The organism is Streptomyces sp. NPDC021100, from assembly GCF_044333095.1.
Taxonomy (GTDB): domain Bacteria; phylum Actinomycetota; class Actinomycetes; order Streptomycetales; family Streptomycetaceae; genus Streptomyces.
The window spans coordinates 256,338-282,647 of the sequence record NZ_JBIRQH010000007.1 but is presented as its reverse complement, the minus strand read 5'-3'; the positions used below and the strand labels follow the sequence as shown (position 1 = coordinate 282,647).

The 26,310-nt window shown below is 74.1% G+C and carries 22 protein-coding genes and 1 pseudogene; 7 read left to right on the top strand and 16 right to left on the bottom strand.

What is annotated here, in order from left to right; all coding sequences use genetic code 11:
• Positions 1-48: 48 nt before the first annotated feature.
• The 4 genes and pseudogenes from ACH4PU_RS16670 to ACH4PU_RS16655 all read right to left on the bottom strand — a co-directional run bounded on the left by ACH4PU_RS16670 (position 49) and on the right by ACH4PU_RS16655 (position 4,833).
• A complete protein-coding gene (locus tag ACH4PU_RS16670) occupies positions 49-1,338 on the bottom strand; it encodes a hypothetical protein (RefSeq protein ID WP_398272052.1) in 1,290 nt (429 codons plus the stop codon).
• A gap of 13 nt (positions 1,339-1,351) precedes the next feature.
• Positions 1,352-2,356 (bottom strand): N-acetylneuraminate synthase family protein, encoded by a 1,005-nt coding sequence (locus tag ACH4PU_RS16665; protein WP_398272050.1) that lies wholly within the window; start codon positions 2,354-2,356, stop codon positions 1,352-1,354.
• 237 nt (positions 2,357-2,593) lie between these two features.
• Positions 2,594-3,469: pseudogene (locus tag ACH4PU_RS16660) on the bottom strand (cytidylyltransferase domain-containing protein); the annotation flags it as partial.
• Between the two features lie 71 nt (positions 3,470-3,540).
• Positions 3,541-4,833 carry a DUF6716 putative glycosyltransferase gene (locus ACH4PU_RS16655; RefSeq protein ID WP_398272172.1) on the bottom strand — a complete coding sequence of 431 codons (1,293 nt, stop codon included), beginning with the start codon at positions 4,831-4,833 and terminating at the stop codon, positions 3,541-3,543.
• Between the two features lie 250 nt (positions 4,834-5,083).
• Between ACH4PU_RS16655 and ACH4PU_RS16650 the strand changes: the two genes are divergently transcribed.
• The 3 genes from ACH4PU_RS16650 to ACH4PU_RS16640 all read left to right on the top strand — a co-directional run bounded on the left by ACH4PU_RS16650 (position 5,084) and on the right by ACH4PU_RS16640 (position 8,729).
• Positions 5,084-6,070 (top strand): glycosyltransferase family 2 protein, encoded by a 987-nt coding sequence (locus ACH4PU_RS16650; RefSeq protein WP_398272048.1) that lies wholly within the window; start codon positions 5,084-5,086, stop codon positions 6,068-6,070.
• Positions 6,070-7,422: a polysialyltransferase family glycosyltransferase gene (locus ACH4PU_RS16645; protein WP_398272046.1), complete on the top strand. Its 1,353-nt coding sequence runs from the start codon at positions 6,070-6,072 to the stop codon at positions 7,420-7,422. Before ACH4PU_RS16650 ends, ACH4PU_RS16645 begins: the two co-directional genes overlap by 1 nt.
• Before the next feature lie 113 nt (positions 7,423-7,535).
• A complete protein-coding gene (locus tag ACH4PU_RS16640) occupies positions 7,536-8,729 on the top strand; it encodes an acyltransferase family protein (RefSeq protein WP_398272170.1) in 1,194 nt (397 codons plus the stop codon).
• Positions 8,730-8,742: 13 nt separating this feature from the next.
• Here the strand turns inward: ACH4PU_RS16640 and ACH4PU_RS16635 are convergent, their stop codons facing one another.
• The gene (locus tag ACH4PU_RS16635; RefSeq protein ID WP_398272044.1) at positions 8,743-9,393 is read right to left on the bottom strand and encodes a TetR/AcrR family transcriptional regulator C-terminal domain-containing protein; all 651 of its coding nucleotides are present in this window, start codon (positions 9,391-9,393) and stop codon (positions 8,743-8,745) included.
• A 70-nt stretch (positions 9,394-9,463) separates the two neighbouring features.
• Here ACH4PU_RS16635 and ACH4PU_RS16630 point away from each other — a divergent pair, with 70 nt between their 5' ends.
• Complete coding sequence (locus tag ACH4PU_RS16630) at positions 9,464-10,984, top strand: FAD-dependent monooxygenase (protein ID WP_398272042.1); 1,521 nt, start codon at positions 9,464-9,466, stop codon at positions 10,982-10,984.
• 54 nt (positions 10,985-11,038) lie between these two features.
• Here the strand turns inward: ACH4PU_RS16630 and ACH4PU_RS16625 are convergent, their stop codons facing one another.
• Both ACH4PU_RS16625 and ACH4PU_RS16620 read right to left on the bottom strand, forming a co-directional pair.
• Positions 11,039-12,436 (bottom strand): gluconate:H+ symporter, encoded by a 1,398-nt coding sequence (locus ACH4PU_RS16625; protein WP_398272040.1) that lies wholly within the window; start codon positions 12,434-12,436, stop codon positions 11,039-11,041.
• A 241-nt stretch (positions 12,437-12,677) separates the two neighbouring features.
• Positions 12,678-13,154 (bottom strand): gluconokinase, encoded by a 477-nt coding sequence (locus tag ACH4PU_RS16620; RefSeq protein WP_398272168.1) that lies wholly within the window; start codon positions 13,152-13,154, stop codon positions 12,678-12,680.
• 224 nt (positions 13,155-13,378) lie between these two features.
• Between ACH4PU_RS16620 and ACH4PU_RS16615 the strand changes: the two genes are divergently transcribed.
• Positions 13,379-14,080, top strand: a complete 702-nt coding sequence (locus ACH4PU_RS16615) for a FadR/GntR family transcriptional regulator (protein WP_398272037.1) — start codon at positions 13,379-13,381, stop codon at positions 14,078-14,080.
• Positions 14,081-14,094: 14 nt separating this feature from the next.
• Here the strand turns inward: ACH4PU_RS16615 and ACH4PU_RS16610 are convergent, their stop codons facing one another.
• The 4 genes from ACH4PU_RS16610 to ACH4PU_RS16595 all read right to left on the bottom strand — a co-directional run bounded on the left by ACH4PU_RS16610 (position 14,095) and on the right by ACH4PU_RS16595 (position 18,361).
• Positions 14,095-15,570, bottom strand: a complete 1,476-nt coding sequence (locus ACH4PU_RS16610; RefSeq protein ID WP_398272035.1) for a hypothetical protein — start codon at positions 15,568-15,570, stop codon at positions 14,095-14,097.
• 140 nt (positions 15,571-15,710) lie between these two features.
• Positions 15,711-16,034: a hypothetical protein gene (locus ACH4PU_RS16605; protein ID WP_398272033.1), complete on the bottom strand. Its 324-nt coding sequence runs from the start codon at positions 16,032-16,034 to the stop codon at positions 15,711-15,713.
• Positions 16,035-16,334: 300 nt separating this feature from the next.
• Entirely contained in the window at positions 16,335-16,604 is a 270-nt protein-coding gene (locus ACH4PU_RS16600) for a hypothetical protein (RefSeq protein WP_398272031.1), read from the bottom strand.
• 323 nt (positions 16,605-16,927) lie between these two features.
• Positions 16,928-18,361, bottom strand: coding sequence for an amidase (locus ACH4PU_RS16595; protein WP_398272165.1), 1,434 nt, complete (start codon positions 18,359-18,361; stop codon positions 16,928-16,930).
• Between the two features lie 219 nt (positions 18,362-18,580).
• On the opposite strand from ACH4PU_RS16595, the gene ACH4PU_RS16590 reads away from it, so the two are divergent.
• Together ACH4PU_RS16590 and ACH4PU_RS16585 are read left to right on the top strand one after the other, a co-directional pair.
• Complete coding sequence (locus ACH4PU_RS16590; RefSeq protein ID WP_398272029.1) at positions 18,581-18,940, top strand: ADP-ribosylation/crystallin J1; 360 nt, start codon at positions 18,581-18,583, stop codon at positions 18,938-18,940.
• Positions 18,941-19,092: 152 nt separating this feature from the next.
• Positions 19,093-20,607 (top strand): alpha/beta hydrolase, encoded by a 1,515-nt coding sequence (locus ACH4PU_RS16585; RefSeq protein WP_398272027.1) that lies wholly within the window; start codon positions 19,093-19,095, stop codon positions 20,605-20,607.
• Positions 20,608-20,645: 38 nt separating this feature from the next.
• Here the strand turns inward: ACH4PU_RS16585 and ACH4PU_RS16580 are convergent, their stop codons facing one another.
• From ACH4PU_RS16580 to ACH4PU_RS16560, 5 genes are all read right to left on the bottom strand, one after another.
• On the bottom strand, positions 20,646-20,858 hold the full coding sequence (locus ACH4PU_RS16580; RefSeq protein WP_004944516.1) for a hypothetical protein: 213 nt from the start codon (positions 20,856-20,858) through the stop codon (positions 20,646-20,648).
• Between the two features lie 40 nt (positions 20,859-20,898).
• Positions 20,899-22,500, bottom strand: coding sequence for a methylmalonyl-CoA mutase (locus ACH4PU_RS16575; protein ID WP_398272024.1), 1,602 nt, complete (start codon positions 22,498-22,500; stop codon positions 20,899-20,901).
• A 406-nt stretch (positions 22,501-22,906) separates the two neighbouring features.
• Positions 22,907-24,205 carry a hypothetical protein gene (locus ACH4PU_RS16570; protein ID WP_398272022.1) on the bottom strand — a complete coding sequence of 433 codons (1,299 nt, stop codon included), beginning with the start codon at positions 24,203-24,205 and terminating at the stop codon, positions 22,907-22,909.
• Positions 24,205-24,930, bottom strand: coding sequence for an RNA polymerase sigma factor (locus tag ACH4PU_RS16565; RefSeq protein ID WP_398272020.1), 726 nt, complete (start codon positions 24,928-24,930; stop codon positions 24,205-24,207). The genes ACH4PU_RS16570 and ACH4PU_RS16565 overlap by 1 nt, the downstream gene beginning before the upstream one ends.
• A 34-nt stretch (positions 24,931-24,964) precedes the next feature.
• Positions 24,965-26,104, bottom strand: coding sequence for a DUF4328 domain-containing protein (locus ACH4PU_RS16560; RefSeq protein ID WP_398272018.1), 1,140 nt, complete (start codon positions 26,102-26,104; stop codon positions 24,965-24,967).
• Positions 26,105-26,310 lie beyond the last annotated feature (206 nt).

The following is a 26,310-nucleotide window of genomic DNA, read 5'->3' as shown; positions in this document are numbered from 1 at the left end:
GTCAGGGGGGTATGACCCGTATTTACGGCGTACCTTTGCGAGACACCGTCAGGTGGTACTCGCCCGGGCGGACATCCGCGGTAGGCGGTGCGCTCCTCGGGCGCTGCCGGTGACGCGGGAGAGGAAGCCCTCGGCACGCGGCGAGGCATGGGCGGTGAGCCAGTCGGGGTCGACATCGCACACGGCGACGGTCACCCCGGTGCCGGCCAGCGCGAGCGGCAGCGTGTGCACGACGGTGGACGGAAAGCTCAGCACCGTACGTCCTATCGGGCCGCGCCGGGCGATCAGTTCCAGGGGCAGGTCGGGCCGGACGACCTCCAGGCCGAGCCGTCCGGATATGAGGCGCAGCTTGTCGGTGTTCTCGCGGCGGTGCGCGAAGTAGCGGGTGGCGCCGTGCTCCCCGGCCAGCGCGGCGACGGCCTCCAGGTAGCGCTCCTCGTCCACGATCCCCGTCTCGACCAGGGACGTTCCCACCAGGTCCGTGCTCCGGGTGAGGCGCGGCGGGCCGAAGGCCGCGCGCGTCCACGCCAAGGTGTTCGCCGTGACGGCCACTCCCGGGGGTGGTTCGACCGGCATCGACGTGAACAACTCCACACTTCGGCGGTTGTTCGGAGTGAGCATCCGGCGCGCCGAAGCGGACACCGGCGCGAAGACGACGTCACGCGCTCCCCAGCCACCGCGCCCGCCCCGGTAGCGGTGCCAGCGTACGAACCGTTCCCCGCGCGCGAGTTGGCCGACGAACTCCATGGTGGCCGTGCCGTCGTCGACCACCACCAGCTCCCTCGCCCGGGTGAGGGTGAGCAGCAGCTGCACATAGCGCGAGAACGGGTCGCCGATGACGACGCGGCGGGCGGCGCGCAGCGGCCCGGCCAGCCCGCCGATGGTCTGCACCGGCGCCCCGGCCCCGCCGCGCGCCTCCTCCCAGCGCAGCCGGTACCCCTGCGCGCGGGCCAGCTCGGCCATGCGGCGGAGCTGGCCGCGGGTCATGGGGTCGTGGGGGGCGAGGACGACGATGACGGTGCTGTGGGTGTCGTGGGTGCCGTTCGCGGTGTCGGTGGTGTCGATGCCCTCGGTGGCGCGGCGGTCGGCGGCGTGGCGGTCAGTCTGGCGGGGGACGCCGGCGCTGAGGAGGCCGGCGGGGAGCGGAGGCGGTGCGGGGGGCGTGCTCGCGCGGGAGTGCGCCCACTCCAGGACGTTGAGGAGCTGGACGGGGCTCTCGACGAAGGCCAGGGTCTCGGCCGGGCCGCGGTCCGGTTCGGCGGCCGGGCCCCCGGGCCGCCGGGAGCGCTCCGGGTCCACCGCGTCGTCGTCCACCGCGTCGTCGGCGGGTTCGGTCATCGGCCGGCGCCCGTCAGACCGCGGCCGGTTCGCGGTCACCGGCGGAGTCGGTCCGGTCGCTCCCGGGGGACCCTTCGGCCCCCTCGGCCCGTTCGTCCGCCTGCGCGACGACGCCCGGCACCCGGCGGAGCTTCCGCATCGGCGCCAGTTCGCTCTCGTACACCCGCTTCACCCCGTCCCCCAGGGACTCCTCGACCACCCGGATGTCGCGCACCAGCCGCTGCAGACCGCCGGGTTCGACGGAGGCGGCCTGGTCGGAGCCCCACATGGCGCGGTCGAGGGTGATGTGCCGCTCGACGAAGGCGGCGCCGAGGGCGACGGCGGCCAGGGTGGTCTGGAGGCCGGTCTCGTGACCGGAGTAGCCGATGGGGACGTTGGGGTACTCGGCCTGGAGGGTGTGGATGACGCGGAGATTGAGCTCGGCGGCCCGGGCCGGGTAGGTGGAAGTGGCGTGGCAGAGCACGATGTTCTCGCTGCCCAGCACCTCGACGGCGTGCCGGATCTGCTTCGGGGTGGACATCCCGGTGGACAGCACGATCGTGCGGCCCGTGGCGCGCAGGGCGCGCAGGAGCTCGTCGTCGGTGAGCGAGGCGGAGGCGACCTTGTGGGCCGGGAGGTCGAACTTCTCCAGGAAGGCGACGGACTCGACGTCCCACGGCGACGCGAACCAGGCGATGCCGCGCTCCCGGCAGTGCGCATCGATCCTGCGGTATTCGTCTTCCCCGAACTCCACCCGGTGGCGGTAGTCGATGTACGTCATCCGGCCCCAGGGCGTGTCCCTTTCGAGTTCCCATTGGCTGCGCGGGGTGCAGACCTCCGGGGTCCGCTTCTGGAACTTGACCGCGTCACAGCCCGCGTCCGCCGCGGCGTCGACGAGGGCGAGCGCGGTATCGAGATCGCCGTTGTGGTTGATGCCGATCTCGCCGGTGATGTAGACGGGGTGACCGGGGCCGACGGGGCGGTCGCCCAGGTGACGGGTGCGGGCGACGGGGCTGATGAGGGTGGCGGTGGAGGCCATGGGGACGGTTTCCTTCGTGTGGGGACGCGTGTGGGGGCGGTGGTGCGGGCCGCTGGGCGCGGGGCCCGCGGGTGGTGCGGCCCCGCGCCGGGGCGCGGGGTTCGCGGGCGGTGTGGGGTGCGGACCTCTCGCCGGGCTCGGACCGGGATGTACCGGGCCGGTCCGCCGGGCCGCGCGGGCGTGGACGCGGGGTACGGCGGTGACCCGTCAGGGATGCGGGACGCGGACGGAGGGGCGGACGGCGGGGCGCTCGCGGCCGTCGGCGTCCACCGGGAACCGGCCGTCGGCCCGGTTGCCGTCGAAGCCGAGGACGACGGCGTCGATGCCGTCGCGCCCGGGGAACCCGTCCGGGAAGCAGTCGGGGGTGCCGGTGGCGGGCTGTCGCGCGGAGTGCGGGGCGGGCGCGTCGGCGTCCAGGAGGGGCGCGAGGGCGCGGGCGCGCGCCAGGTCGGCGGGGTCGTCCACTTCCAGGACCCGAGCGGGCTCGGTGCGGACGGGTTCGACGCGGCCGAAGAAGCGGTGCCGCGCGGCGCGGAACCCGTCGGCGCGCATGGCGTAGGCGGCCCCGGTCTCCAGCAGGTCCTGCGGGCGGTCCTGGCGGCGGGGCCGGTGGGACGCGTCGTGGTTGACGCCCCGGGCGCCGGTGGATGGGGGCACCTCCCCCTCATCCCGCCCCTCCCGCCACAGGAAGCCGTGGAACGCCGCCACCGTCAGCGCGCAGTCCGCCTCCCGCCGCAGGACCGGCGCGGCGACGCCGTCGACGTCCCCGGCGGTGACGAACGGGCTGGTGCACTGCACGAGCAGGACGGTGTCCACCGCCCGGCCGGTCGCGGCCTCGTACGCGTCCAGGGCGTGCAGCACCGCCGCCTCGCTGGTCGCCGTGTCCCCGGCGAGCGCGGCGGGCCGTTCGACGACCTCCGCGCCGGCCGCGCGGGCCGCGGCGGCGACGGCGGGGTCGTCGGTCGAGACGACGACGTCGGTGACGAGCGCGGCGGCCCGGCAGGCGCGTACCGCGCGGGCGACGAGCGGTATCCCGCCGACGGGCGCCAGGTTCTTGCCGGGCACCCCCTTGGATCCGCCCCGGGCGGGGACGACGGCGAGGACGGAGGGCATCGGGGACTCCTCGGGTTCGGGTGCTCCGGACGCGCCGTCCGGCGCGGGGCGGCGGTGGCCGGCCGGCGTGCTCACAGCTCCCCCAGCCGCCGGATGACGGGCGCCACCCGCTGTACGCCGTGCCGGTACGCCCCGCGGGCGGCCCCGCGCAGGATGTCGCGGCCGGCGCGGCGCAGGGCGCTCCGGCCGGGCGGGGGCGCGGCGCGGCCGGGCAGCGGGCGCCCGTCGGGGCCGAAGCCGTGGCGGGCGAGGACGGCGGGCAGGTAGCCGGGGGCCGTCTCGGGTGTGTAGTACGGGCTCGGGGGCGGCAGCCGGTCGCGGGCGACGAGGTCCGCGACGCGCCGCCGGGCCGCGTCGAACGCCCGCTCGTAGGGCTGGTCGGCGACGACCCCCTGCCGGGCCAGCCACTCCGGTTCGGCCTTCGGCAGCCGTCCGGCGTCCAGGTGGTCCCATGAGGTCAGGCAGCCGGAGCCCAGGAAGTGGTGGTTGCCGAGCCGTTCGCGGACGCCGAGGTCGGTGAGGACGGCCGTGGGGACCGCCCGGTGCAGGGCTTCCAGAGCGGCGGTGGAGCTGACGGTGACCAGCAGGTCGGTGCGGTCGAGGACCGCGCCCATGTTGCCGTACACCAGGCGGCAGTTGGCGGGGAGGCCGCCGGGCAGCCGGGCGGCGAGCTTCTGGTACGGGTGTTCCTCGATGTGCGTCGTGTGCTCGCCGGGCTTGCTGCGCAGTTTGATCAGCACATCGCGGCCGGGGTGCGCGCGGGCGTGTCCGGCGGCCCTCCGCAGCAGGTACAGCCGGTCCGCGCGGCTCTCCGGCACGGACGGCTGGGCGGCGAACACGACGGTGTACGGGCGCACTTCACGGGGCACGGGCTCGTACGGGAGCCCCCCGAGGAACGGCAGGGCGCACTCCGTGACGCCGTCCGCCGGGGCGCCGACTCCTTCATAGACCGCGCGGAAACGGTCGGCGTCATGACGGGAGTTGGCGAGGACCACGTCGGCTCCGTGCCGCAACAGCAGCCCGTCGGCCAGCTTTTCGTAGACGACGCCGACGTAGCCGGTCACGACGACCGGCCGCCGTCCGGCGCCGGACCAGGCCCGGGCGAGCGCGTGCAGCATCGCCTGGACGGTGCCGCCGACGCAGGCGAGCAGCACGACGTCGTACGGAGGCCGGCCGGCCGCGGCCGTGAACTCCGCGGCGGTTACCTCCCGCAACACGTCGGCCCGCACGCTGACTTCAGCGAGCTGGCGGCGGGTGGGAGTGGCCCGCCCGCGCAGCAGGAAGCCGTCCAGCCGGGCGCCGGGGGCGAGCCGGTGCGCGGTGAGCGCTCCCCATTTCCACCGGGTGTCGGAGTCCGCGAGCACGGCGACGCGCGGCGGGGACGCGGAATGCGGGGGCGCTGCGGGAGCGGAGGGCGCTGAGGGCACGGAACCGACGATAGGAATGGATCCGGTTTGGCTGACCAACGCGAGCGCAACACTCGGTAAACAGCGTGTCGACACCCGGCGAAGCGGTTGACGCACGCACCCGGTTCATCATTCCGCCGCACTTCGTTCACCCCGGCTTACGGCACCGGACAGCACGAATGCCGGGGCGTCACCTAACGTGACGCGGGTGGTCAAGCTCTCCGTCATCGTGCCGTTCTTCAATGTGCAGACGTATGCCTCGGACGCGCTGCTCAGCCTGAAAGCGAACTCCCGCGAGGATTTCGAATTCATTTTCGTCGACGATTGTTCGACCGACGGTACGTCCGCGCTTCTGGAACGGGCCCGGGACGACATACCCGGCGTGGTGCTGAAGCGCCACGAACGGAACGGCGGCCTGGCCACCGCCCGCAACACCGGACTGGACGCGGCCCGCGGCGAGTACGTGACCTTCCTGGACGGCGACGACTGGCTCGCACCGGGCTACTACGCCCGATTGGTGCAGGTCATCGAGGACATCGGCGTGGACTTCGTCCGCACCGACCATGTGCGGTGCACCGGCCGGAACCGCACCCTCCACCGTGTTCCGGACGGCCGGCGCGGGGTCGTCCTCGACCCCCGCGACGCGATACTCCCCGCGGACCGCTCCACGGCCGTCGATTACCCGTACGCCTGGGCCGGCATCTACCACCGCAGGCTGCTGGACGACGGACTCCTGCATTTCCCCGACGGTCTGCGCACCGCCGAGGACCGGCCCTGGATCTGGCGGCTGCACCGCGAGGCCCGCAGTTTCGCGATCGCCGGGCTCCTCGGCGTCTTCTACCGCCGCGGAGTGGCTTCCTCGCTCACCCAGATCGGCGACGTGCGGCAACTCGATTTCCTGCGCGCATTCGACCAGGTGATCGAGGAAACGCGCCGGGACCGCGACGCCGACGCACTGCTGCCGAAAGCCGTGCGCACCTATTGCGCGATCATTTCCCACCACCTCGGCTCCATCGAACGCTTCGAACCCGGCGTCGCCCGCGCCCTGCGGTCGATGAGTGCCGCCGCGATGAAACGGATGCCCCCGGCATTGCTGAACGACGCCCTGAACGCCATGGACGCCGACCGGGCGGCCCGGCTGCGCAGACTGCGCCGCCGGCCCGTCCCCGCGCCCCGGGCGGGGGTGCCCGCCTGATGCCCGGCCACCCGCGCACCGCCCAGATCTTCCTGGCCTCCACCCTCTACGGCGCCGCGACCCTCGCCGCCGCCCTCGACGCCGGCCTCTTCCCCGCCGCCGGCCGCCGGCTGCTGCTCGTCGCCAACAACGCCGCCGTCCCCGAGACCAGCCCCGGCCTCGACCGGACCCCCGGCTTCGACCGGCTGCGCACCCGCTTCGACGACGTCCTCTCCTGGAACGAGACGATCAGCCCGCTCCACCCCGGCGGCTGGTCCCCGCGCCCCGACGACGTCCCCCTGTGGGAGCGGCACCTGCGGCTGCTGTGGGACCTGGGGACGGACGAAGTCTCGCTCGTCCTCGAATCCCTCCAGGTCGACCCGGCCCAGGCGGTCGCCCGGATCTTCCCCGACGCCCCGCTGGACGTCTACGCGGACGGGCTGATGAGCTACGGCCCCACGCGCGACAAGCTCGACCCGCTGGTCGGCACCCGGGTGCGCCGACTGCTCCACCTCGACCTCGTACCGGGCCTGCGCCCGCTGCTGCTCCGCGAGTTCGGGGTCCGGCCGGAGATCGTCCCCGGCGACGTCGTCACCAAAGTGCTGGCCGAACTGGCCGACGCCACCCCGCTGCCGCCCGCCCCGGAAGGCGCCGCGCTGCTCCTCGGCCAGTACCTCTCCGCGCTGGGCATCCTCACCCCCGAGGAGGAGGAGCGGCTGCACGTCCGCATGCTGCGCGGCGCGGCCGGGCGCGGCCACCGGGACGTCGTCTTCAAGCCCCACCCGACCGCCCCCGCGCGCTGGTCGCGGCTGCTGGAGGACGAGGCCGGCCGGCTCGGCGTCCGTCTCACGGTGCTGGACGGTACCGCTCTGGCGGAGGCGGTGTTCCAGCGCCTGCGGCCCGCGCTGGTGGCCGGCTGCTTCTCGACCGCGCTCGTCACGGCGGGCGCCTTCTACGGCCTCCCGGCCGCCCGGACCGGCACGGACCTGCTGCTCGACCGGCTCTCGCCGTACGAGAACAGCAACCGGGTGCCGGTGACGATCGTCGACGCGCTGCTGCCCGCGCTGGAGAAGGCGTCCGGCGACGCGGCGCCGCCGGACGCGGCCGAGCTGAACGGCCTCCTCTCGGCGGTGGGTTACGCGATGCAGCCGCGCATCAACCCGGACCTGCGTCCGGCCGCCGAGCGCTACCTCGCCCACCACCTGACCGCCCGCACCCGCCGCTACTTCAAGCGCCGCCGCCTCACGTCCCTGGCCCTTCCCGGCGCCCTGCCGAGCCGCCTCGCGTTCCTCCCGCGCAGCCCGGCGGTACGCCGGATGGCCCGCCAAGCCCGTTGGTTGCGGCGGCGGTTGCATGGGAAGGGGCGCGTGTGAGCCGGCCCGGAGGGGAGCCCCAACCCCGCCCTTTCACCGTTTCCTGCGGGGGCTCCGCCCCCGCACCCCCGAAGCGCGCTGCCGCGCGCTGTCCTCAAGCGCCGGACGGGCTGATTTCAGCCCGTCCGGCGCTTGAGGACGAGCGGCGAAGCCGCGACAAGGGGGTCTGGGGCGCGGCCCCGGGAAACGGTGAAGGGGCGGGACCGGGGCACCCCACCCCCCGCCACCCCACCCGCCTCACCGCCCTCGACGCCCTCCGCCTCCTCGCCGCCCTCATGGTCGCCCTCTACCACTACGGCGGCCGCGGCGGCCAGATCACCACGGCGTGGGGAAGCTCCCCACGCCACCAATTCCCCCACCTGTCACAGGCGTTCGCCTACGGCTGCCTAGGCGTCCAACTCTTCTTCGTCATCAGCGGCTTCGTCATCTGCATGAGCGGCTGGGGCCGCTCCCTCCGCTCCTTCACCGCCTCCCGCGCCGCCCGCCTCTACCCCGCCTACTGGGCGGCGATCCTTCTGGTCACCGCCGCCTTCGCGCTCCCGTTCGCGCGGCACTACGGCTCGGTGTCCACCAGCGACACCCTCGTCAACCTGACGATGCTGCAACAGCCCGTCGGCGCCGAGCGGGTACTCGGCGTGTGCTGGACGCTCTGGGTGGAGGTCCGTTTCTACGCCCTGTTCGCACTCTTCGTCGTCCTGCCGGGTGCGACCCGCCACCGCGTCGTCCTGTTCTGCGCGGTGTGGACGCTCGCGTCGGCGCTCACCACGGCCGCGCACGCCGAGGCGCTCAAGGTGGTGGTGATGCCGGAGGACTCGTCGTTCTTCATCGGCGGCATCGGCCTCTACCTCGTCCACCGGTACGGTCACTCGCTGACGGCCTGGGGCATCGTCGCGGTGAGCTTCCTGATCGGCCAGCACTACGCGGTGGCGGGCCTGTGGCACCCGCCGGGCCCGCACCACTTCTCGTACCGCTCTCCCGTCGTGATCATCGCGGTGCTGGCCCTGGGATACGCGGCGGTCGCGGCCGTGGCGGTGCGGGGGGCCCGGGGGCCGTCCTGGCGCTGGCTGACGGTCGCGGGGGCGCTGACGTACCCCTTCTACCTGGTCCACGAGCACCTGGGGTGGCTCGTGGTGCAGGTGCTGCACCGGAGGCTGGGGATCCCGTCGTACGGGGTGCTGGCGCTGACGGTGGGACTGATGCTGGCCCTGGCCTGGGTGCTGCACGTGGGGGTGGAGCGGCGTCTGACGCCGCTGTTGCGGAGGGGACTGGAAGCGACACCACAGGAGCCGGCGGCGAAGAGCCGCTGAAGCCCACCCCCGATCAGCCCGCCCGCTCCCGCGTCGCCGCGATCCCCGCGATGATCGCCGACAGCCCCGCCTCGAACCCGGCGTCCGCGTCCCCGAAGAGCTCGGGCCCCGCCGCGGCGGCGAGCGGGAACTCCGCCAGCCGCGCGGCGCGTTCGGTCGTGTCGATGCCCTTGACGCCCCGTTCCGGGTCATCCGCCGCCGACTGCTCCTCGATGACGTATCCGATCGTGAAGCAGTACACGGTGTAGTACGCGCGCGCGGCCTCTCCCGGCGTGAAGCCGGCGCCGACCAGCGACGCGAGGTACCGCTCCATCGGGACGGCGTACGACGTGTCGGTGAAGCGGGTGCCGCTGTAGACCTTCGCGCCGTCGCGGTAGGTGAGCAGCACCCGCCGCAGCGCCCGGTGGCTGCCGGCCAGCATCTCCTGCCACGTCGCGTGCGCGAATCCGCCGTCCGCCTCCTGGAGGGCGGTCATCCGGCGCAGCATCTCCGTGGCCATGGCGTCCAGCAGGTCCTGCTTGTTCTTGAAGTGCCAGTAGAGCGCGGGCGCCTGGACGTCGAGCTCCTTGCCGATGCGGCGCAGGGTCAGCCCCTCCAGGCCCACGTCGTTCAGCAGCTCCAGTGCGGTGCCCACCACTTGGTCTCGGTCCAGTCGATTTCCCACCTTGACAGCTTAACGCCGTTCAGCCGATCCTTAACAGCGTTAAATTGAACGCCGTTAAGGGGGCTGTGCCATGTCCGTTACATCCACTGAGCCTGTTACGCCCGGCTCGGGAGCCGCCGAGACCCCGGAGGTGCTGATCGTCGGCGCCGGACCGTCCGGCCTCGTCCTGGGCTGCGTCCTCGCCGAGCAGGGCGTCCCGTTCCGCCTGATCGACGCGGCGGAGGAGGGGTTCGCCGGGTCGCGCGGCAAGGGGATCCAGCCGCGGACGCTGGAGCTCTTCGGGACGCTCGGCATCGTCGACCGCTTCCTCGCGGACGGCGGCCCGGCGCCGATGATGAGCAGCTGGCGGGACGGGGAGATGGTCGCGGAGTGGGACATGTTCACCCGGAGCGAGCCGACGCCCGGCGCGCCCTACGGCCAGCCGCTGCTGCTGCCGCAGTGGCGCACCCAGGAGATCCTGCGGGAGCGGCTCGGGGAGCTCGGCGGGACGGTCGAGTTCGGCACCCGGCTCACCGGGCTGGCGCAGGACGCGGCCGGCGTCACCGCGTACCTGGAGACCACGGGCGGCGCGACGTCCACCGTCCGCGCCTCCTGGCTCGTCGGCGCGGACGGCGGCCGCAGCACCGTACGGCACCTGCTGGGCACCCCGTTCACCGGCGAGACGGTCGACCCCACGCCGATGCTCGTCGCCGACGTCCACGTGGAGGGGCTGCCGCGGACGCACTGGCACACCTGGCAGGACCACCCGGCCGGCATGCTCGTCCTCTGCCCGCTGCACGCGACGGACGCCTTCCAGCTGATCGCCGCCTTCCAGGACGGCGAGCCGGACCCGGCGCCGGAGGCCGTCCGGGCGCTGGTCGCGGAGCGGACCGGACTGACGGCCCGGGAGGTGGACTGGGCCTCGGTCTTCCGTGCCCGGGCGGCCATGGCGGAACGGTTCCGCGACGGCCGGGTGTTCCTCGCCGGGGACTCCGCCCACGTGCACTCCCCCGCCGGCGCCCAGGGGCTGAACACCAGCGTCCAGGACGCGTACAACCTGGGCTGGAAGCTGGGGCACGTGGTACGGCACGGCGCGCCGGACGCGCTCCTCGACTCGTACGAGGCGGAGCGGCTGCCCGTCGCGGCGGGCGTGCTCGGCCTCAGCACCCGCATCCACCGGAGCAACGGGCGGGAGGGACTGAAGCTCAGCGGACAGCGGGGCAAGGAGGCGCACCAGCTCGACCTGCACTACCGGGAGAGCCCGCTCAGCCGCGAGGCGCGCGCCCTCCCGGCCGGGGACGCGCCGCGCGCGGGCGACCGCGCGCCGGACGCGCCGTGCGCGACGGAATCCGGCGCACCGGTGCGCCTCTTCGACCTGTTCGGCACCGGGCACTACACCCTGCTCGCGGTCGGACGCGCGGCGGAGGACGTGCTTCCGGCGGACGTGGCCGGGCCGCTGGTGCGGATCGCGCGCCTGACGGACGTCGACGGGCACCTGGCGCGGGCCTACGGGCCGGGGCTGTTCCTGATCCGGCCGGACGGGTACATCGGGCTGGCCGCGGAGGACGCGGCGGAGGTGCGGACGTACCTGGCGGAGGCGGTCGGGGCGTAGCCCGCGGAGACGGCCAAGGGGTGAGGGTGGCATGCCCCCACCCCTTGGCCGCTCTCAGACCACCAGCGACAGCAGCATCACGAACCCCAGCCCCACCACCGAGATGATCGTCTCCATCACCGACCAGGTCTTGAGCGTCTGCCCGACCTCCAGGCCGAAGTACTCCTTCACCATCCAGAAACCCGCGTCGTTCACATGGCTGAAGAAGACCGAGCCGGCGCCGACGGACAGGACGAGGAGGGCGGTGTGGGTGGTGCTCATGTCCGCCGCGAGCGGCGCCACCAGCCCCGCGGCCGAGATGGTGGCCACGGTGGCGGAGCCGGTCGCGAGCCGGATGCCGACCGCGATCAGCCAGGCCAGGAGCAGGGCGGAGACGGACCAGTCCTTGGAGAAGTCGAGGATCATCCGGCCGACGCCCACGTCGATCAGCGTCTGCTTGAAGCCGCCGCCCGCGCCGACGATCAGCAGGATGCCGGCGATCGGGGCCAGGGACTTCTCGACGGTGGAGGCCAGCCGGTCACGGCCGAAGCCGGCGGCCCGGCCGAGGGTCACCATGCCGACGAGGACGGCCGCGAGCAGCGCGATCAGCGGCGAGCCGACGACGTCCGCGACCCGCTGGACGTGGTCCTTCGGATCGTCCACGACGACGTCGACAAGTGCCTTGACCAGCATCAGCACCACCGGCAGCAGGACGGTGGCCACGGTGACGCCGAAGCCCGGGCGGCGCTCCAGGTCCTCGGACGGGCGCTGGGGCATCAGCTTCTCGGGCGGGGGCACGTCCACCCAGCGGGCGGCGAAGCGGGAGAACAGCGGCCCGGCGATCACCGCGGTCGGCACGGCGATCAGCACACCGAGCGCGAGCGTCACCCCGAGGTCGGCCCCGATCGCGTCGATCGCGGCCAGCGGCCCGGGGTGCGGCGGGACCATGCCGTGCATCACGGAGAGGCCGGCCAGGGCCGGGATGCCGATGCGCATCAGCGAGAACCCGCCGCGCTTGGCCACCAGCAGCACCACGGGGATCAGCAGCACGATCCCCACTTCGAAGAACAGCGGCAGTCCGATGACGCCCGCGATGAGGACGACGGCCCAGGGCATGGTCCGCGCGCTCGACCTGGCCAGGATCGTGTCCACGATCTGGTCGGCGCCGCCGGAGTCGGCCAGCAGCTTGCCGAGTATCGCGCCGAGGGCGATGAGGACGCCGACCCCGGCGACCGTGGAGCCCAGACCGGCGCTGAAGCTGGCGATGGCCTTGTCCAGCGGCGCCCCGGCGGCGGCGCCGAGCACCAGCGAACCGATGGTCAGCGCCAGGAAGGCGTGGAGTCTGAGGCGGGTGATGAGGAGGACGATGACGGCGATGCCGGCGAGGACGGCGATGCCCAGCTGTGCGTGGCCCGCCGAGGTGATCGGTTCGGCGGGGGCCGCGGCCAGCATCTCGACGCTGAGAGTGCTCACGGGGCTTCCTTGGGGGTGAGGGGGCGCGGCGGGGCCGCGGGGGGTGCGGGCCCCGCGAGGGCAGGGGCCCGGCTGGGGGCGCGGTGGCACTTGGGCGCGGGCGCATCCGGTGTCCGGGCCCAGCGCCTGCCGGCGCGTCCGGGCCGGGGTGCCCGGGCCGGACGTGCCGGGCCGGACGTGCCGGGCCGGACGTGCCGGGTCAGACGTGCCGGGTCAGACGTGCCGGGTCAGACGTGCCGGGTCAGACGTGCCGCAAGGCGGCGACCGCGCGTTCGGCGATGACGGCCGCCTCCGGGGCGACGTCCACGGCGGCACCCGCCTCGTCCGCGCCCAGCGGTTCCAGCGTCGCGAACTGCGAGTCGAGCAGCCGGGTGGTCATGAAGTGCCCCTTGCGGGCGGCCATCCGGCCGGCGATCAACTCCCGGTCGCCGGTGAGGTGCAGGAACACGACACCCGGCGCGGCCGCCCGGAGACGGTCGCGGTAGGCACGCTTGAGCGCGGAGCAGCTGACCACTCCGCCGCGGTCCGCGCGGCCGCGTGCCCAGGCCCCGATCGCGTCGAGCCAGGGGGCCCGGTCGGCGTCGTCGAGGGGGACGCCGGACGACATCTTCGCGATGTTGGCGGGCGGGTGGAAGTCGTCGCCCTCGGCGTAGGGGACGCCCAGGGCGTCCGCCACGAGGGGGCCGACGGTCGTCTTGCCGGTACCGGCGACACCCATCACGACGACGACCCGGGGGGCCGCCGGGGGCAGGGGAGCGCCGGACGTCCCGTCGCCGGGGGCGACTCCGCTATCGGCGGTGGTCATGTGCACCTCACTGTCTCCGGCGTCTTCCTCGGCGCCGGCTGCCGCTCCACTGAACCTGAAGAAGTACGACGTATCAAGCCTCTGTGACCCAAACGTCATACTTAATCGGGGTCGCCATGGACACGTAGGCTGATCCCATGGCCAACCATGGGCAGGGACCGCACGCACGGGTGCTGGAGTCCCTGGGACCCGCGATCACGGCGGGCGCATACCCGCCGGGGAGCGTGCTGCGCACGGACGAGCTGGAGGAGCGCTTCCAGGTCTCGCGCACGGTCGTCCGCGAGGTGATACGCGTCCTGGAGTCCATGCACCTGGTCAGCTCCCGGCGGCGGGTCGGTGTCACGGTGCTGCCGACCGAGGAGTGGAACGTCTACGACCCGCAGGTCATCCGCTGGCGGCTGGCCGGCCCGGACCGCCCCCGGCAGCTGCGGTCGCTGACCGTGCTCCGCTCGGCCGTCGAACCCGTCGCGGCCGGGCTCGCCGCCCGCCTGGCCACCCCGGAGCAGTGCGCCGAACTCACCGAACACGCGCTCGGGATGGTCGCCACCTCACGGGGCCAGCAACTGGACGCCTACCTGCTGCACGACATCGCGTTCCACCGCGTCGTCCTGCGCGCCTCGGGCAACGAGATGTTCGCCCGCCTCGGCGATGTCGTCGCCGAGGTGCTCACCGGCCGGACCCGGCATCAGGTGATGTTCACCGATCCGGATCCGGCCGCGGTCACCCTTCACGTACAGGTGGCCGAGGCGGTCCGGCTCCACGACGCGGAGCGCGCGGAGGCGCTCACCCGGGAGATCGCGACGGGCGCGATGGCCGAGCTGGACATCCTGGCGCCGTAGCGGCTCACCCGGCGTCACTTCCCGGCGGACGCCCCGCCGTTCCACCCCGCCTTGCGGCCCAGGAACCGGACGAGCGAACGCGCCGGCCGCACCAGGGCGAGCAGCAGTCCGGCGATAGGCAGGGCGAGCAGCACGATCTGCAGACAGGCCGAGACCATGCCGAGGACCTGGTGGCCGGACGCGCCCGCGTTGTCCAGCAGCCACTGCGCCTCGTGCCAGTCGGCGGCCAGGAGTCGGGGCAGGTTGAGCAGGAGGACGCCGACCTGGAGCAGGAGCACCGGGATCAGGCACAGCACCCAGCACGCGACCACGATCTGGGGCCATCGCTTGAGGGCGCGGAGCCGCTCGTCCGCCGGGCGCCGGAGCAGCACGCGCTTGAGGATGGGCCCGATGTAGGAGAAGAGGTCGGGGATGCCGACGAGGTCGGCGACGATGTAGTAGCCGTCGAACCGCAGGGTGGGGAGCAGCTGTTGGACGATCTCCAGGTTGACGGCGACGATCGCGACCAGGAGCGGCTGGAACCCCGTGACCGTGTAGAGGCCCAGCAGACCGAGGACGAACAGCGCGTTGAAGTAGACGCCGCCCAGGTCGGCCCGGATGCGCCCGGCCCGGCCGAGGCGGTAGGAGTTGGTGATGTCCGTGTAGAAGGCGGGCCAGACGAGGTAGATGCCGCAGCCCATCGCGCCGGGCCGCACGCCTCCGTACCGGCAGGCCGCGCCGTGCCCCCACTCGTGGAAGACGCAGGAGGCGATGGCCAGGAACACCACGAGGAGCACGCTGCCCGGGGCGGTGAGCACCGCCTGCAGAGCGATCACGGTCTCCGGGGACGCCCACACCCATGTCTCGCCGACGACGAAGACGCAGACCGCGAGGTACACCGCCAACGGGTGGAAGAGCCAGGCGAAGAGGCCGGAGACGAACCAGGTGACGCGCTCGGGCAGCACCGCGAGCCGGAACCGGAAGGCGAGAAAGGGGTCGCTCCGGCGGGCCGGCGGTGGCGGGGAGCCGTCGCTGTAGGTGGTGAGGGCGAGGGGGGCGAGCTTCTCGTCGATGAGGTACGCGACGTGGTCGGCGGTGAACTGCCGTCCGGTCTCCCGGCTCAGCTCGTCCGCCACGCGGGTCATGACGGATCCGCCGCCCGGAGCGCCTTTCCCGATGCTCGTCGAGCCGTCCTCGTCCGGTCGTCGTTCCGCGGAGCGCTCATCGCTGTGGCCGTCGCTTGAGCCGCCGCTTCGGCCGTCGCCGCAGGCGTCGCCGCGCCCGTCCAGGGCCCGTACGACCTGGTACAGCAGGCCGGGCAGGCGCACCAGTTGCCCGTCGGGCCGGCAGACCAGTTGCGGCGGGTCGCGGTAGCCGGACCCCTCGAACTCGCCGACGAGCTCGATCCCGGGCACCAGCCGGGGCTCCCCGGCCGCCCGCCGGGCCGGGAGCGGCCGCCGCCCCGGCGGGGATCCCGCGCGGCCGGCGCCCGGGACGAAGGGCAGGGTCATGGGTGCGCTCCGAAAGGTGGCGGGCGACGGATCCCCTGGGCAACGGACCCCTGGCACAGCGGGGGAGGGCCGAGGGCACACGGCCCTCCCCCACCGGGCGAGTGCGGCGTTCCGCTACCGGGCCGGCGGCCCGGGAGGGATCAGTGGCTGGAGATGGCCGCGGGCGTGCAGGTGACGCTGGTGGTCGTGTTCTGGGACGGGAGACCGAGCGAACCGAGCAGGCCCGCGGTCTGCGGGTGGTCGAGCGACTGGCAGGACGACAGCATCGTCGTGCCGTGGTCGCTGGGGGGCGGGGCGAAGACGCCGCCGCCACCGGCCGTCGAGCTCGACGAGCTGCCGGCGGCGCTGCCCGCGCCGCCGTCACCGGGGCCGAACGGGACGGCCATGATGCCCATGACCGTACGCTCGGGCAGCACCTCGCCCGAGACCTCGGCGAGCTCCTCGAAGCTGATGAGGTTGTCCATTTCATTCCCTTTCTCTGGACGTGGGACGTGCTGGACGGAAACGTGCTGAGCGCCCTGAGATGTGCTGGATGCCCTGGTGGACCGCACTCGCCGGGCCTCCGCACCCGGCCGCCGGAGCGACGGGACCGGGTACTCCACCCCCGGCCGGACGGCCTCCGGGGATGAGAACTTGGATATTTCTGGTGGGGGCGTGCAGCACCGCCGCGCCGCGCACGGTGGCGTCGCCGGCGGCGGGGTGAAGAGGTCTTCGTCTGGTCGCGGTGCGGTGCGCCGCGCTTCCGGTACGGCCGGCGGGCGCGGTCAGCGAGTGGAGATGCCCGCGGGGATGCAGGTGATCGTGTGGCCCGGGGTGCTGGGCGCCAGACCCAGCGCCGCCAGGAGGCCTGAGCTGCCCGCGTCCTGCCGGTACTGGCAGGCGTAGACGACGGTCGTGCCGTGCTCGGATCTGACCAGCATGGGATACAACGACGGATCCCCGTTCCCTGCCGGCAGGCTGGACAGCACCGTACGAGGCGGCAGTTCCTCGCCGTGGAGCCCGGCGAGCTCCTCGAAGGTCACAGCGGTTCCCATCGTCATCCCTCCCTCCGGACGGGGCCGTCCCCATCCGGCACCCACGGCCCGCCCGGCACCGCGCCCGGCACACCCGTGGGCCTTTCTGGCCCCGCCATCCCGCAAGGAGGCTAGCGCCGGATACGCATCGCGAGCACGGCATCGCTCGGCGTCTCACTCGGACGGGTTGCGTCTGGAGCCGGATTCGGCATCTACGGCATGCCGGACGGAGAGCCGGGAAATAATGGGGACTTACAGGGAAAAATCTGTCCTACCTGTTGCGGTGCCGAAAGAAGAAACCTTCCCCCGCAGGGGAGTTCACAGCGATCCGCCGGCAGATCCCGCTATGCCGCGGCCTCTCCCACTCCCCAGTCCGCGGCGGGGCGTTGCTCGAACCACCGCTCGCGCTTCTCCAGTTGCGCCGCGAGGGAGACCAGCAGCGGCTCGGCGCCGGCCGGCCCCAGCAGTTGCGAGCCGAGCGGCAGCCCGTTCGCGGTGAACCCGGCGGGGACGTTCACGGCGGGCCAGCCCAGGACGTTCCACGGCCAGGCGTACGGGCACGCCGTGATCATCAGTGAGTTCGTCTCCCGGCCGGAGAGCCCGTCCAGCGCCCCGACGGGCAGCGGCGGCGCGGCCGTGGTCGGGGTGAGCAGCGCGTCGTAGCGGCCGAACAGCGCGTTCATCCGCCCCCGCAGGGGCGCTTCCGCCGCACGCGCCGCGCGCAGCACGGCGCCGCCGAGCACCAGCCCGCCGCGCGCGTTGAGGTGCGTCCGCCCGTCGAGCAGCCGCCGTTCGGGCACCCTTCCCGCCCATTCGCGCACTCCGGACATGGACCGGGGCACGAACGTCAGCCCCACCGGACCGAACCGCGGTTCCTCGGCCACCACTTCGTGACCCAGCTCCTCCAGCCGCTCCGCGGTCCGTACGGTCGCGGCCCGCACCCGGGGGTCGAGCCGGTGCCGCACCGCGGCGAACGCCGGCCGCAGCGAGAGCGCGATCCGCAACCGCCGCGGGGCGCGCCCCAGGGCGGCGACGACGTCGACCGCCGCGGGCCGGTGCAGGTCGCCGACGTGCGAACCGCTCGCGGCGGCCAGCAGCAGCGCCGCGTCCGCGACCGTGCGCGCCAGCACTCCGCCGCACGTCAGCCCGCGGAACGCCTCGCGCTCCGGCCACGCGGAGATCCGTCCCCGCTGCGGCTTGATCCCCACCAGGTGCGTCCAGGCGGCCGGGATGCGCACGGATCCGGCGCCGTCCGAGCCGAGGGCCGCCGGCACGATCCCGGCGGCGACGGCCGCCGCCGAGCCGCCGGACGAACCGCCGGGTGTGTACGCGGCGTTCCACGGGTTCCGCGTCACTCCGAACGCCGGCCCCTCGGTCACCGGCCACTGCCCCAGCTCGGGCGTGTTGGTCTTCCCGACGATCACGGCCCCGGCGGCGCGGAGCCGGCGCACGGCCTCGCTGTCGGCCCGCTTCACCGGGAAGTCGCCGGGGCAGCCGAAGGCGGTGGGCAGGCCGGCCACGTCCATGTCGTCCTTGACGGCCACGGGCACGCCGAGCAGCGCTCCCCGCTCCCCCGCCCGCAGCCGCCGGTCCGCCGCGTCGGCGTCCCGCAGGGCATCCTCGTCCCGCACCCACCGGAAGGCATTCAGCGTCCCTTGCGTCACTTCGATCCGTCGTAGCGCCTCCAGCGCCAACTCCCGCGCCGACACCTCCCCTTGTCCCAACGCACGCGACAGCCCCGTGACCCCATCCGACTCACAGCTCCCGAACCGCGCCACCGCAAGCCCCTTCCCCGCCGGACCGTCCCCCTCACGGTAGGCGCGCCCGTCCGGCCGGGACGAGCCCACGGGAGAGGAGAGCTGCGTCACACGGACGACGGTTCAGGGGGCGCGGGGACCGCAATTCCGTCGCCTGTCTCCGTCCGTCTCGGTAAAGTCCCCGGAAACCGCCCGCCGTCCGATCCGGCGCGGGCCGAGAACGAAACCGGAACCAGATCCATGACCAGCCGCACCGCCCCCTCCACCACCACGCTCTGGCGCCCTGTCGGGCCCAAGGAGCTCGCCCTGCTGGAGGAGCGCGACTGGCGGGCCTGGCCGCCGCGGCTGCCGGAGCAGCCGATCTTCTATCCGGTGCTCAACGAGGACTACGCGATCAGGATCGCCCGGGACTGGAACGTCCGCCACGACGGGGCCGGTTATGTCACCCGTTTCGAAATGGACGCGGAATTCCTGACCCGATACCCGGTGCGGCAGGCGGGCGGGCGCACCATTCTCGAACTCTGGGTGCCGGCCGAGGAGCTGGACGTCTTCAATCGGCACATCGTCGGAACGATCGAGGTCGTGCGTTCCTTTTCGTGACGGCGCACCAACGCCCGCGTGAATGCGGCGGGTTGGCGCAAGCGGCCGTCGGCGCGACCCGGACTCGAACGCTTCCCTGAGGGAATCCCCTACCCGCGATTGGGGGGTTTCCCCGATGTCCCGGAGCCGCCGCTTCGGCGAGCCTTGAGGGCATGACGCAACGCGCCCGTTCGGGACTCCTGCTCGCCCTGTCCGTATCCGCCGTCGCCGCCACCCTCTCGGTCACGCCCGCGCAGGCGGCCGGCTCCTCGTCACCGGAGCTCCGCTGGAGACCCTGTGCGCAGGAAGGCGGGCCGGCCGGGCAGGAGTGCGCCGAGCTCTCCGTGCCGCTCGACTACGGGAGACCGGACGGACCGCGCACCCGGCTCGGGGTGTCCCGGGTGCTCAGCGACCGGCCCGAGGCCCGGCGGGGCACGTTGATCGTCATTCCCGGCGGGCCCGGCGGTTCGGGGACGCAACGGCTGGCCCAGAAGGGGAAGGCACTCCAGAAGGAGCTGCGCGGCGCCTACGACCTGGTCGCCCTGGACCCGCGGGGGCTGGGCGGAAGCGACCGCACGGGCTGCGGGCTGAGCGACGAGGAGCGGGACATCGTCAACCTCCGCCCCTGGCCCGGAGTCGGCGGCGACCTCTCGGACAGCGTGCGCCGCGCCCGCCACATCGCCGACGCCTGCGCCCGCGACGGCGGCCCGCTGCTCCGCAGCATGAGCACGGCCAACGAGGTGCGGGACATCGAGACGTTCCGGCAGGCGCTGGGCGAGGAGAAGCTCTCCGCGCACGGCACGTCGTACGGCACCTACGTCGCCGCGCAGTACGCGCAGAAGTACCCGACGCGTACCGACCGTTGGGTGCTCGACAGCAGCGGCGACCCCGACCCGAAGCGGGTGGCCCGCGGCTGGTCGGCGAACATGGCGCCGGCCCTGGAGCAGCGGTTCCCCGACTTCGCCCGGTGGGCGGCCGACCCGGCCCGCGAGAAGGACGGCCCGGAGGGCCAGGGCGGCCTCCGGCTCGCCCGGGAACCGGGGGACGTCCGGCCGATGTTCCTCGCCCTGGCGGAGCGGCTCGACCACCACCCGAAGCCGACCACCACCCCCGGCAAAGCCCTCACCGGCAACCGGCTGCGGCAGGCGCTGCAGATGGCCCTGTACAGCGACGGGGCCTTCGCCGACGTCGCGCGGCTGGTCAAGGACGCCCGGGACCCGCGGGCGACGCCGGCCCTGCCGTCCGCGCTGGCCGGTGCCGTGCCCGAGCACGAGGCCGCCGTGACGGTCGCGACCGTGTGCAACGACGTCCGTTGGCCGCGTTCCATACCGGCGACCGCCCGGGCCGTGGCGGCCGACCGGGCGCGGTACCCGCTCACGGCGGGCATGCCGGTCGGTGTCTTCCCGTGCGCCTTCTGGAAGTGGGCCCCCGCCGAGGAACCCACCCGGATCACTTCCGAGGGACCGTCGAACATTCTGATGATCCAGAACCTGCGCGACCCCTCGACGCCGCACTTCGGCGCGCTGAAGATGCGGGAGGCGCTGGGGCAGCGGGCCCGGCTCGTCTCGGTGGACGCCGGGGGCCACGGCGTGTACCTGGGCAATGGGAACGCCTGCGGGGACCGGAAGGTCACCGACTTCCTCCGCACCGGGAAGCGGCCCGGGAGGGACGTGGTCTGCGCCGGCTAGCCGGCCGGCGGCCGGCCTCCGCCCTGCCGCCACTCCCGTCAGAACAGCTGCCCCTGCCCCTCCATCGGCGGCTCCTCAGGGTCGAACAGCCGGGGCTCGGTGGCCAGGAGGGGTGCCGAGCGGCGGGAGCCCGGACAGGAGACCAGTTCGTACGAGACTCTGCGGCCGGGCGGGTCGTGGCGGGCGTAGCGGCCGCCCACGACGGCGATCTCGCGGGAGCAGACGGGGCAGGTGCGGCGGGGTGCGGACATCGGTCCAGTGTCGCAAATCCACCGGACGGGGAGGGAGCGGTCAGAAACTCTCGGTGGGCACGTGGGAGCCCCAGACCTCACGGAGCGCCCCGCACACCTCGCCCACCGTGGCGCGGGCGCGCAGGGCCTCCTTCATCGGGGGGAGGACGTTCTCCGTGGTGCCGGACGCCGCCTTCCGCAGCCGGGCGAGGGCGGTGTCCACCGCCCGCCGGTCGCGGGCGGCGCGCAGGGCGGCGAGGCGTTCGCACTGCCGGGCCTCGATGGCGGGGTCGACGCGGAGGGGTTCGTACGGCTCCTCCTCGTCGAGCCGGAAGCGGTTGACGCCGACGACCACGCGGTCGCCGTCGTCGGTCTCCCTGGCGATGCGGTAGGCGTTGCGTTCGATCTCGGCCTTCTGGAAGCCGCGCTCGATGGCGGCCACCGCGCCGCCCATGTCGTCGATCCGGGTCATGAGGTCGAGGACGGCCCGTTCCAGGTCGTCGGTGAGGGACTCGACGGCGTACGAGCCGGCGAACGGGTCGACCGTGGCGGTCACGTCGGTCTCGTGGGCGAGGACCTGCTGGGTGCGCAGGGCGAGGCGGGCGGCCTTGTCGGTGGGGAGGGCGATGGCCTCGTCGTAGGAGTTCGTGTGCAGGGACTGGGTGCCGCCGAGGACGGCCGCGAGGGCCTGGACGGTCACCCGGACCAGGTTCAGCTCGGGCTGCTGGGCGGTGAGTTGGACGCCGGCCGTCTGGGTGTGGAACCGCAGCATCTGCGAGCGGGGGTTACGGGCGCCGAACCGGTCGCGCATCACGCCGGCCCAGATCCGGCGGGCCGCGCGGAACTTGGCGACCTCTTCGAGGAAGGTGGTGCGGGCGACGAAGAAGAAGGAGAGCCGGGGCGCGAAGTCGTCCACGTCCATGCCGGCGGCGACGGCGGTGCGGACGTACTCGATGCCGTTCGCCAGCGTGAAGGCGATCTCCTGCGCGGGTGAGGCGCCGGCCTCGGCCATGTGGTACCCGGAGATGGAGATGGTGTTCCACCGGGGGATCCCGGTGTGGCAGTAGCGGAAGATGTCGGAGGTGAGACGCAAGGTGGGTGCGGGCGGGAAGATGTAGGTGCCCCGGGCGATGTACTCCTTGAGGACGTCGTTCTGGACGGTCCCGGTCAGCCGGTCCGCGGGGACGCCCTGTTCCTCGGCCACGATCTGGTACATGAGCAGCAGCAGGGCGGCCGGGGCGTTGATGGTCATCGAGGTGGAGACCCGGTCCAGGGGGATGCCGTCGAAGAGGACGCCCATGTCCTCGACGGAGTCCACGGCGACGCCGACCTTGCCGACCTCGCCCCGGGCCTCGGGCGCGTCGGAGTCGTGGCCCATCTGGGTGGGCAGGTCGAAGGCGACGGAGAGGCCGTGGCCGCCGTGGGCGATGAGCTGCCGGTAGCGGGCGTTGGACTCGGCGGCGGTGCCGAACCCCGCGTACTGCCGCATGGTCCAGGGCCGCCCGGTGTACAGGGTGGGGTGGATGCCGCGGGTGAAGGGGTACGCGCCGGGTTCGCCGAGCCGGGCCGCGGGGTCCCAGCCTTCGAGCGCCTCGGGCCCGTAGACGGGCCGGACGCCGAGGCCCGACTCGGTGGTCCGGGTGGTTTCCGGCTCCTGTGCCATGGGCTGCCGCCTCCCGCCGTCCTCGCTTACGAGCAACCGGACTGTAGCGACGGCCGGGCGGCACTGTCAGGGGACGCGCAGGCCGGAAGAGGGAGAGAAGGGTGGCAGCGGGCGGAAGAAGGGAGGGAGGAGCGCGGGCAGGGCCGGGGGGACGTACCCCGCCCGCGCTGTTGCGCGGAGCCTGCGGCATGGGGGGAACTGCGGCTTCCGCGCGGCCGATGACCAGTCGGCCCACTCCCTACAGCGCCGTGCCCCCGGAAAGCGTCACACCCGGCGTCCCGGCCGGGGAGCCTGCACCGTGGCAGGCGGGCGGCCGGGGCGCGGTGCGGGGCGGCCGGGCCGGTGGGACGCCTGCCGGAGGACCGCGCGTCGCGTCACCGCCGCGCCCGTCGCCCCGGCCCTCGCCTCATCCGGCGTGCGTTCCGCCGGCGCGGCCGCGGCTCTCCGGATCGCCTTGGCCGCCGCGCTCATCACGGTCGTTGTGGTCGTCGCGGCCCCCGTGACGGCCACGGGTGCCCTGAGCGTCGCCGGCCCGGTGAGCGCTCCCGTCGCCGCTTCCTCTGTCGTCCTCGTCGTCCTCGTCGTCTCCGCCGTTCGCCTCGCCCTCCTTGTCGTCCTCGTTCTCCTCGCCACTTCCGTCGCCGCCGCTCCCCTTGCCGTTGCCGTCGCCGTCACCGGCGACCTGATCGTGGTCGTGGACGAGGCGGGTGCAGTAGGCGCGGACGCCGGCCGGGCCGCCGGCCCGGCGTTCGAGGGCGTGGACGGCGTCCTCGTCCGCCTGTGCGCGCCACTTCCCCCGGGTGAGGTAGTCGCGGCAGAGGCCGACGGCCTGTTGGAGATCACCGTCGGGGTCCCCCTGGTACGGGGAGGCCGTCTCCTCGTCCCGGTCGGCGCCCGCGCCGGGCCCGGCCGAGGGCCGTTCGCCCGGGCGGGGAGTGCCGTGGCCGGTGGGCGAGGGGCCGGCGGGGGGCGGGAGGAGGTGTCCGTCCGCGCCCTTCCCCTCGCGTCCTCCCTCGGCGCGGCCGTCGGCCGGGCCGTCGGACGCGGAACCGTGAGGACGCGGCCGGGCGGTGTGCGGGCCGTCCCCGCCCACGGTGCCCGCCCGGTCGTCCACCGCGGCCGGCTCGCGGCCGGCGGCGGTGAACGGGGTGGGGACGGCGACGACGCCGGAGAGCACGGCGACGCCGCTCAGCGCGCACGCGGCCAGGGCCGCGACCAGCACGGCCCGGGCCGGGCGGCGGTGCGGCAGGGAACGCGTCCCGTGCCGGCCGCCGCGGTCGGCGCCCCGGCCGCGCGGGCCGCTACCGCTGCCGCGCGCGCCGTTCCGTCCGGCGCGTTCCCACCGCTCGCCCGGTTCTCCGCTCCGGTGCGGGTGGCCGCCCTCCCGGGCCGCCGGGTCATCGGCCATGTGCCGCGATGACACCAACTCGCCCGCACCAACGGACTGTTCGCCGGGCGCGGCGCGGCGGGCGGCGAGGAAGGCGGCGACGGCGGCGTCCTCGCCCGGGAGCGGGCGGCCCGGCGCCGGGGCGGGGGCGGCCAGGGCGCGGAGTGCGGCCAGGGCGGCGTCCGTCTGCTCGGGGCCGGGGGACGGCGTGCGGGCAGCGCAGGAAGCACAGGGGCCGCACGCGGCGCAGGAGGCGAGCGCCGTTCCGTCCAACCGGTCGTCGTGCCGCAACCAGTCGTGCTCGTGGTCGTCCGCCATCACATGTCTTTCTGCGTCCGCGCGCCCAATCGCGTCACACCGCGAGAAGAGCGTGAACCGGTGGATGATCCGCGCTGTCCGGGGATGCCGTCCGGTCCCGGCTGCCCTCTCACCCCGGCGCCCCCCTCTCCGGCCCCTCTGGCACCTCCGGCCCCTCCGGACCCTCCCGTCGGGTCCGTTCCGTTCATCAGCTGCGCGAGTCTGCGCAGGCCGCGGTGAGCCGCCGTGCGGACGGCGCCGGGCCGCTTGCCCAGCACCTCCGCGGCGGTGGCGGCGTCGAGGCCGACGACCACGCGCAGGACCACGGCCTCCGCCTGGTCCTGCGGCAGCCGGGCGACCAGCGCGAGGACCCGTTCGGTCCCCAGGGCCTCCAGCGCCTCGCCCGCGGTGTCGGCGTCCCCGGCGCGCGCGGCGAGTTCACTGTCGTCGCCGCCGATCACGGGCCGCCGGCCGCGCATCCGTATGTGGTCGAGGGCGCGGTTGCGGGCGATGCGGGCGGCCCAGCCTCGGAAGCGGTCGGCGTCGCCGGTGAACCGGTCGATGTCGCGGGCGATCTGGAGCCAGGTCTCGGACGCCACGTCCTCGGCGTCGGTCTCGCCGACGAGCGTGCGCACGTACCCGAGCAGGCGGGGCTGGACGGACCGGTAGACCGCGCGGAAGGCCGTCTCGTCCCCGCCCTGCGCCGCGCGTACCGCGACGGTCAGCTCAGCGTCATCCCCCTGCACACCCACATCCTGCATCACTTGCAGAACTCATGAATCAGTAATGCGCGGGTCCGCCGTCGGGCTCACTGCTGTAGGGGTTCGGCACGGAACTCCCCGCGCCGGGCGGAGAACCGTACGGCGAACCGTTCGGCGCACCGTACGTCGGCCCGTACGAAGGACCGTACGGGCCGACCGGCGTCCCGGGCAACGGGCCCTGGCCCGGCGGCGGGTAGGGAGCGTACGGCCCGGCGGCCGGATAGGGTCCGGGGGGCGCCCCGTAAGCCCCAGGAGCACCGTACGGCGCCGGAGTTGGCTGGGCGTGGGGGTACGGCCAGGGACCCGCGTACGGACCGGCGGCGGCATACGGGCCGGCGGCCGCATACGGACCGGCGGCCGCGTACGCACTCCCGTCCCCGGCGAAGCTCTCGTACTCCAGCCCCTCCAGCGCCCGTTCCTCCTGCATCCGCGTCAACTGCCGCACCACCAGCAGCGCCAGCGCGCCCGCGACGGCACACAGCAGGTACCCGAAGGCGCTCGCCCCGGCCAGCATCCTCAGGTTGCGGACGTCGTCCTCCCAGGCGTCGAACCGTTCCAGCCGGAAGTCGCGGCGCATCTTCGCCTCGGTCAGCGCATAGCCGAAGGCGCTCGCCCCCGCGAGGGCGCCTGCCACGATCCCGCTCACCCACCACGCGTTGAGCAGCCCCTTCCGCGCACTCTGCGGACCGGCGGGGGCGGACGCGCGGTAGATGTCGTTGGCGATCTGCTTGGGGAACCACAGGTTGACCACCGGCGTGAACCAGGCACCCGCCGCCCAGCCGCTCCCGAAGCGGTGCGTACCGGGCGCGAGCACCTCGGCGTTGAGCCGCACCCGCCGGAACCAGACCGCCCACAGGCCGGCCGCGCCCAGCCCGAGCACGGCGGCGACGAGGGAGACCGAGGCGAAGAAGGCGTCCGCCTGGTTCGCCTTGTCCGCGGTCCCGTCGCTGAGCACGACGCCCTCCGCCAGCACGTCGCCGAGCGCGCCGCGCTGCTGGAAGCGGGCGGCGGCGAGCAGCAGCAGACCGAGCAGCGCCAGGGTCAGGACGGTGGTGAGCGAGATCCGCACCCCGCGGCGCAGGTCGACCCCGCCGAGCGGCTCGGGCCCGGACGCCCCGGCGGCGAACGGCACTCCGCCTACAGGCGGCAGCGGAGGCACAGGAGGCAGCGGGGGCGCATGGGACGGGCGTGGCGGCGGCTCGGGCTGTCCTGCCAGCACCTCGGCCCCCTCCGGTCCCCGCTGCTCAGCGCCGCACGCCGCGCAGCGGCCGTCCGGCCCCACGGCGACGGCACGGCATCGACCGCACGGATACATCTCTTCGTCCCCCCACGGAACGCCGGAACGGCACCGGTGGCTCGGCGCCG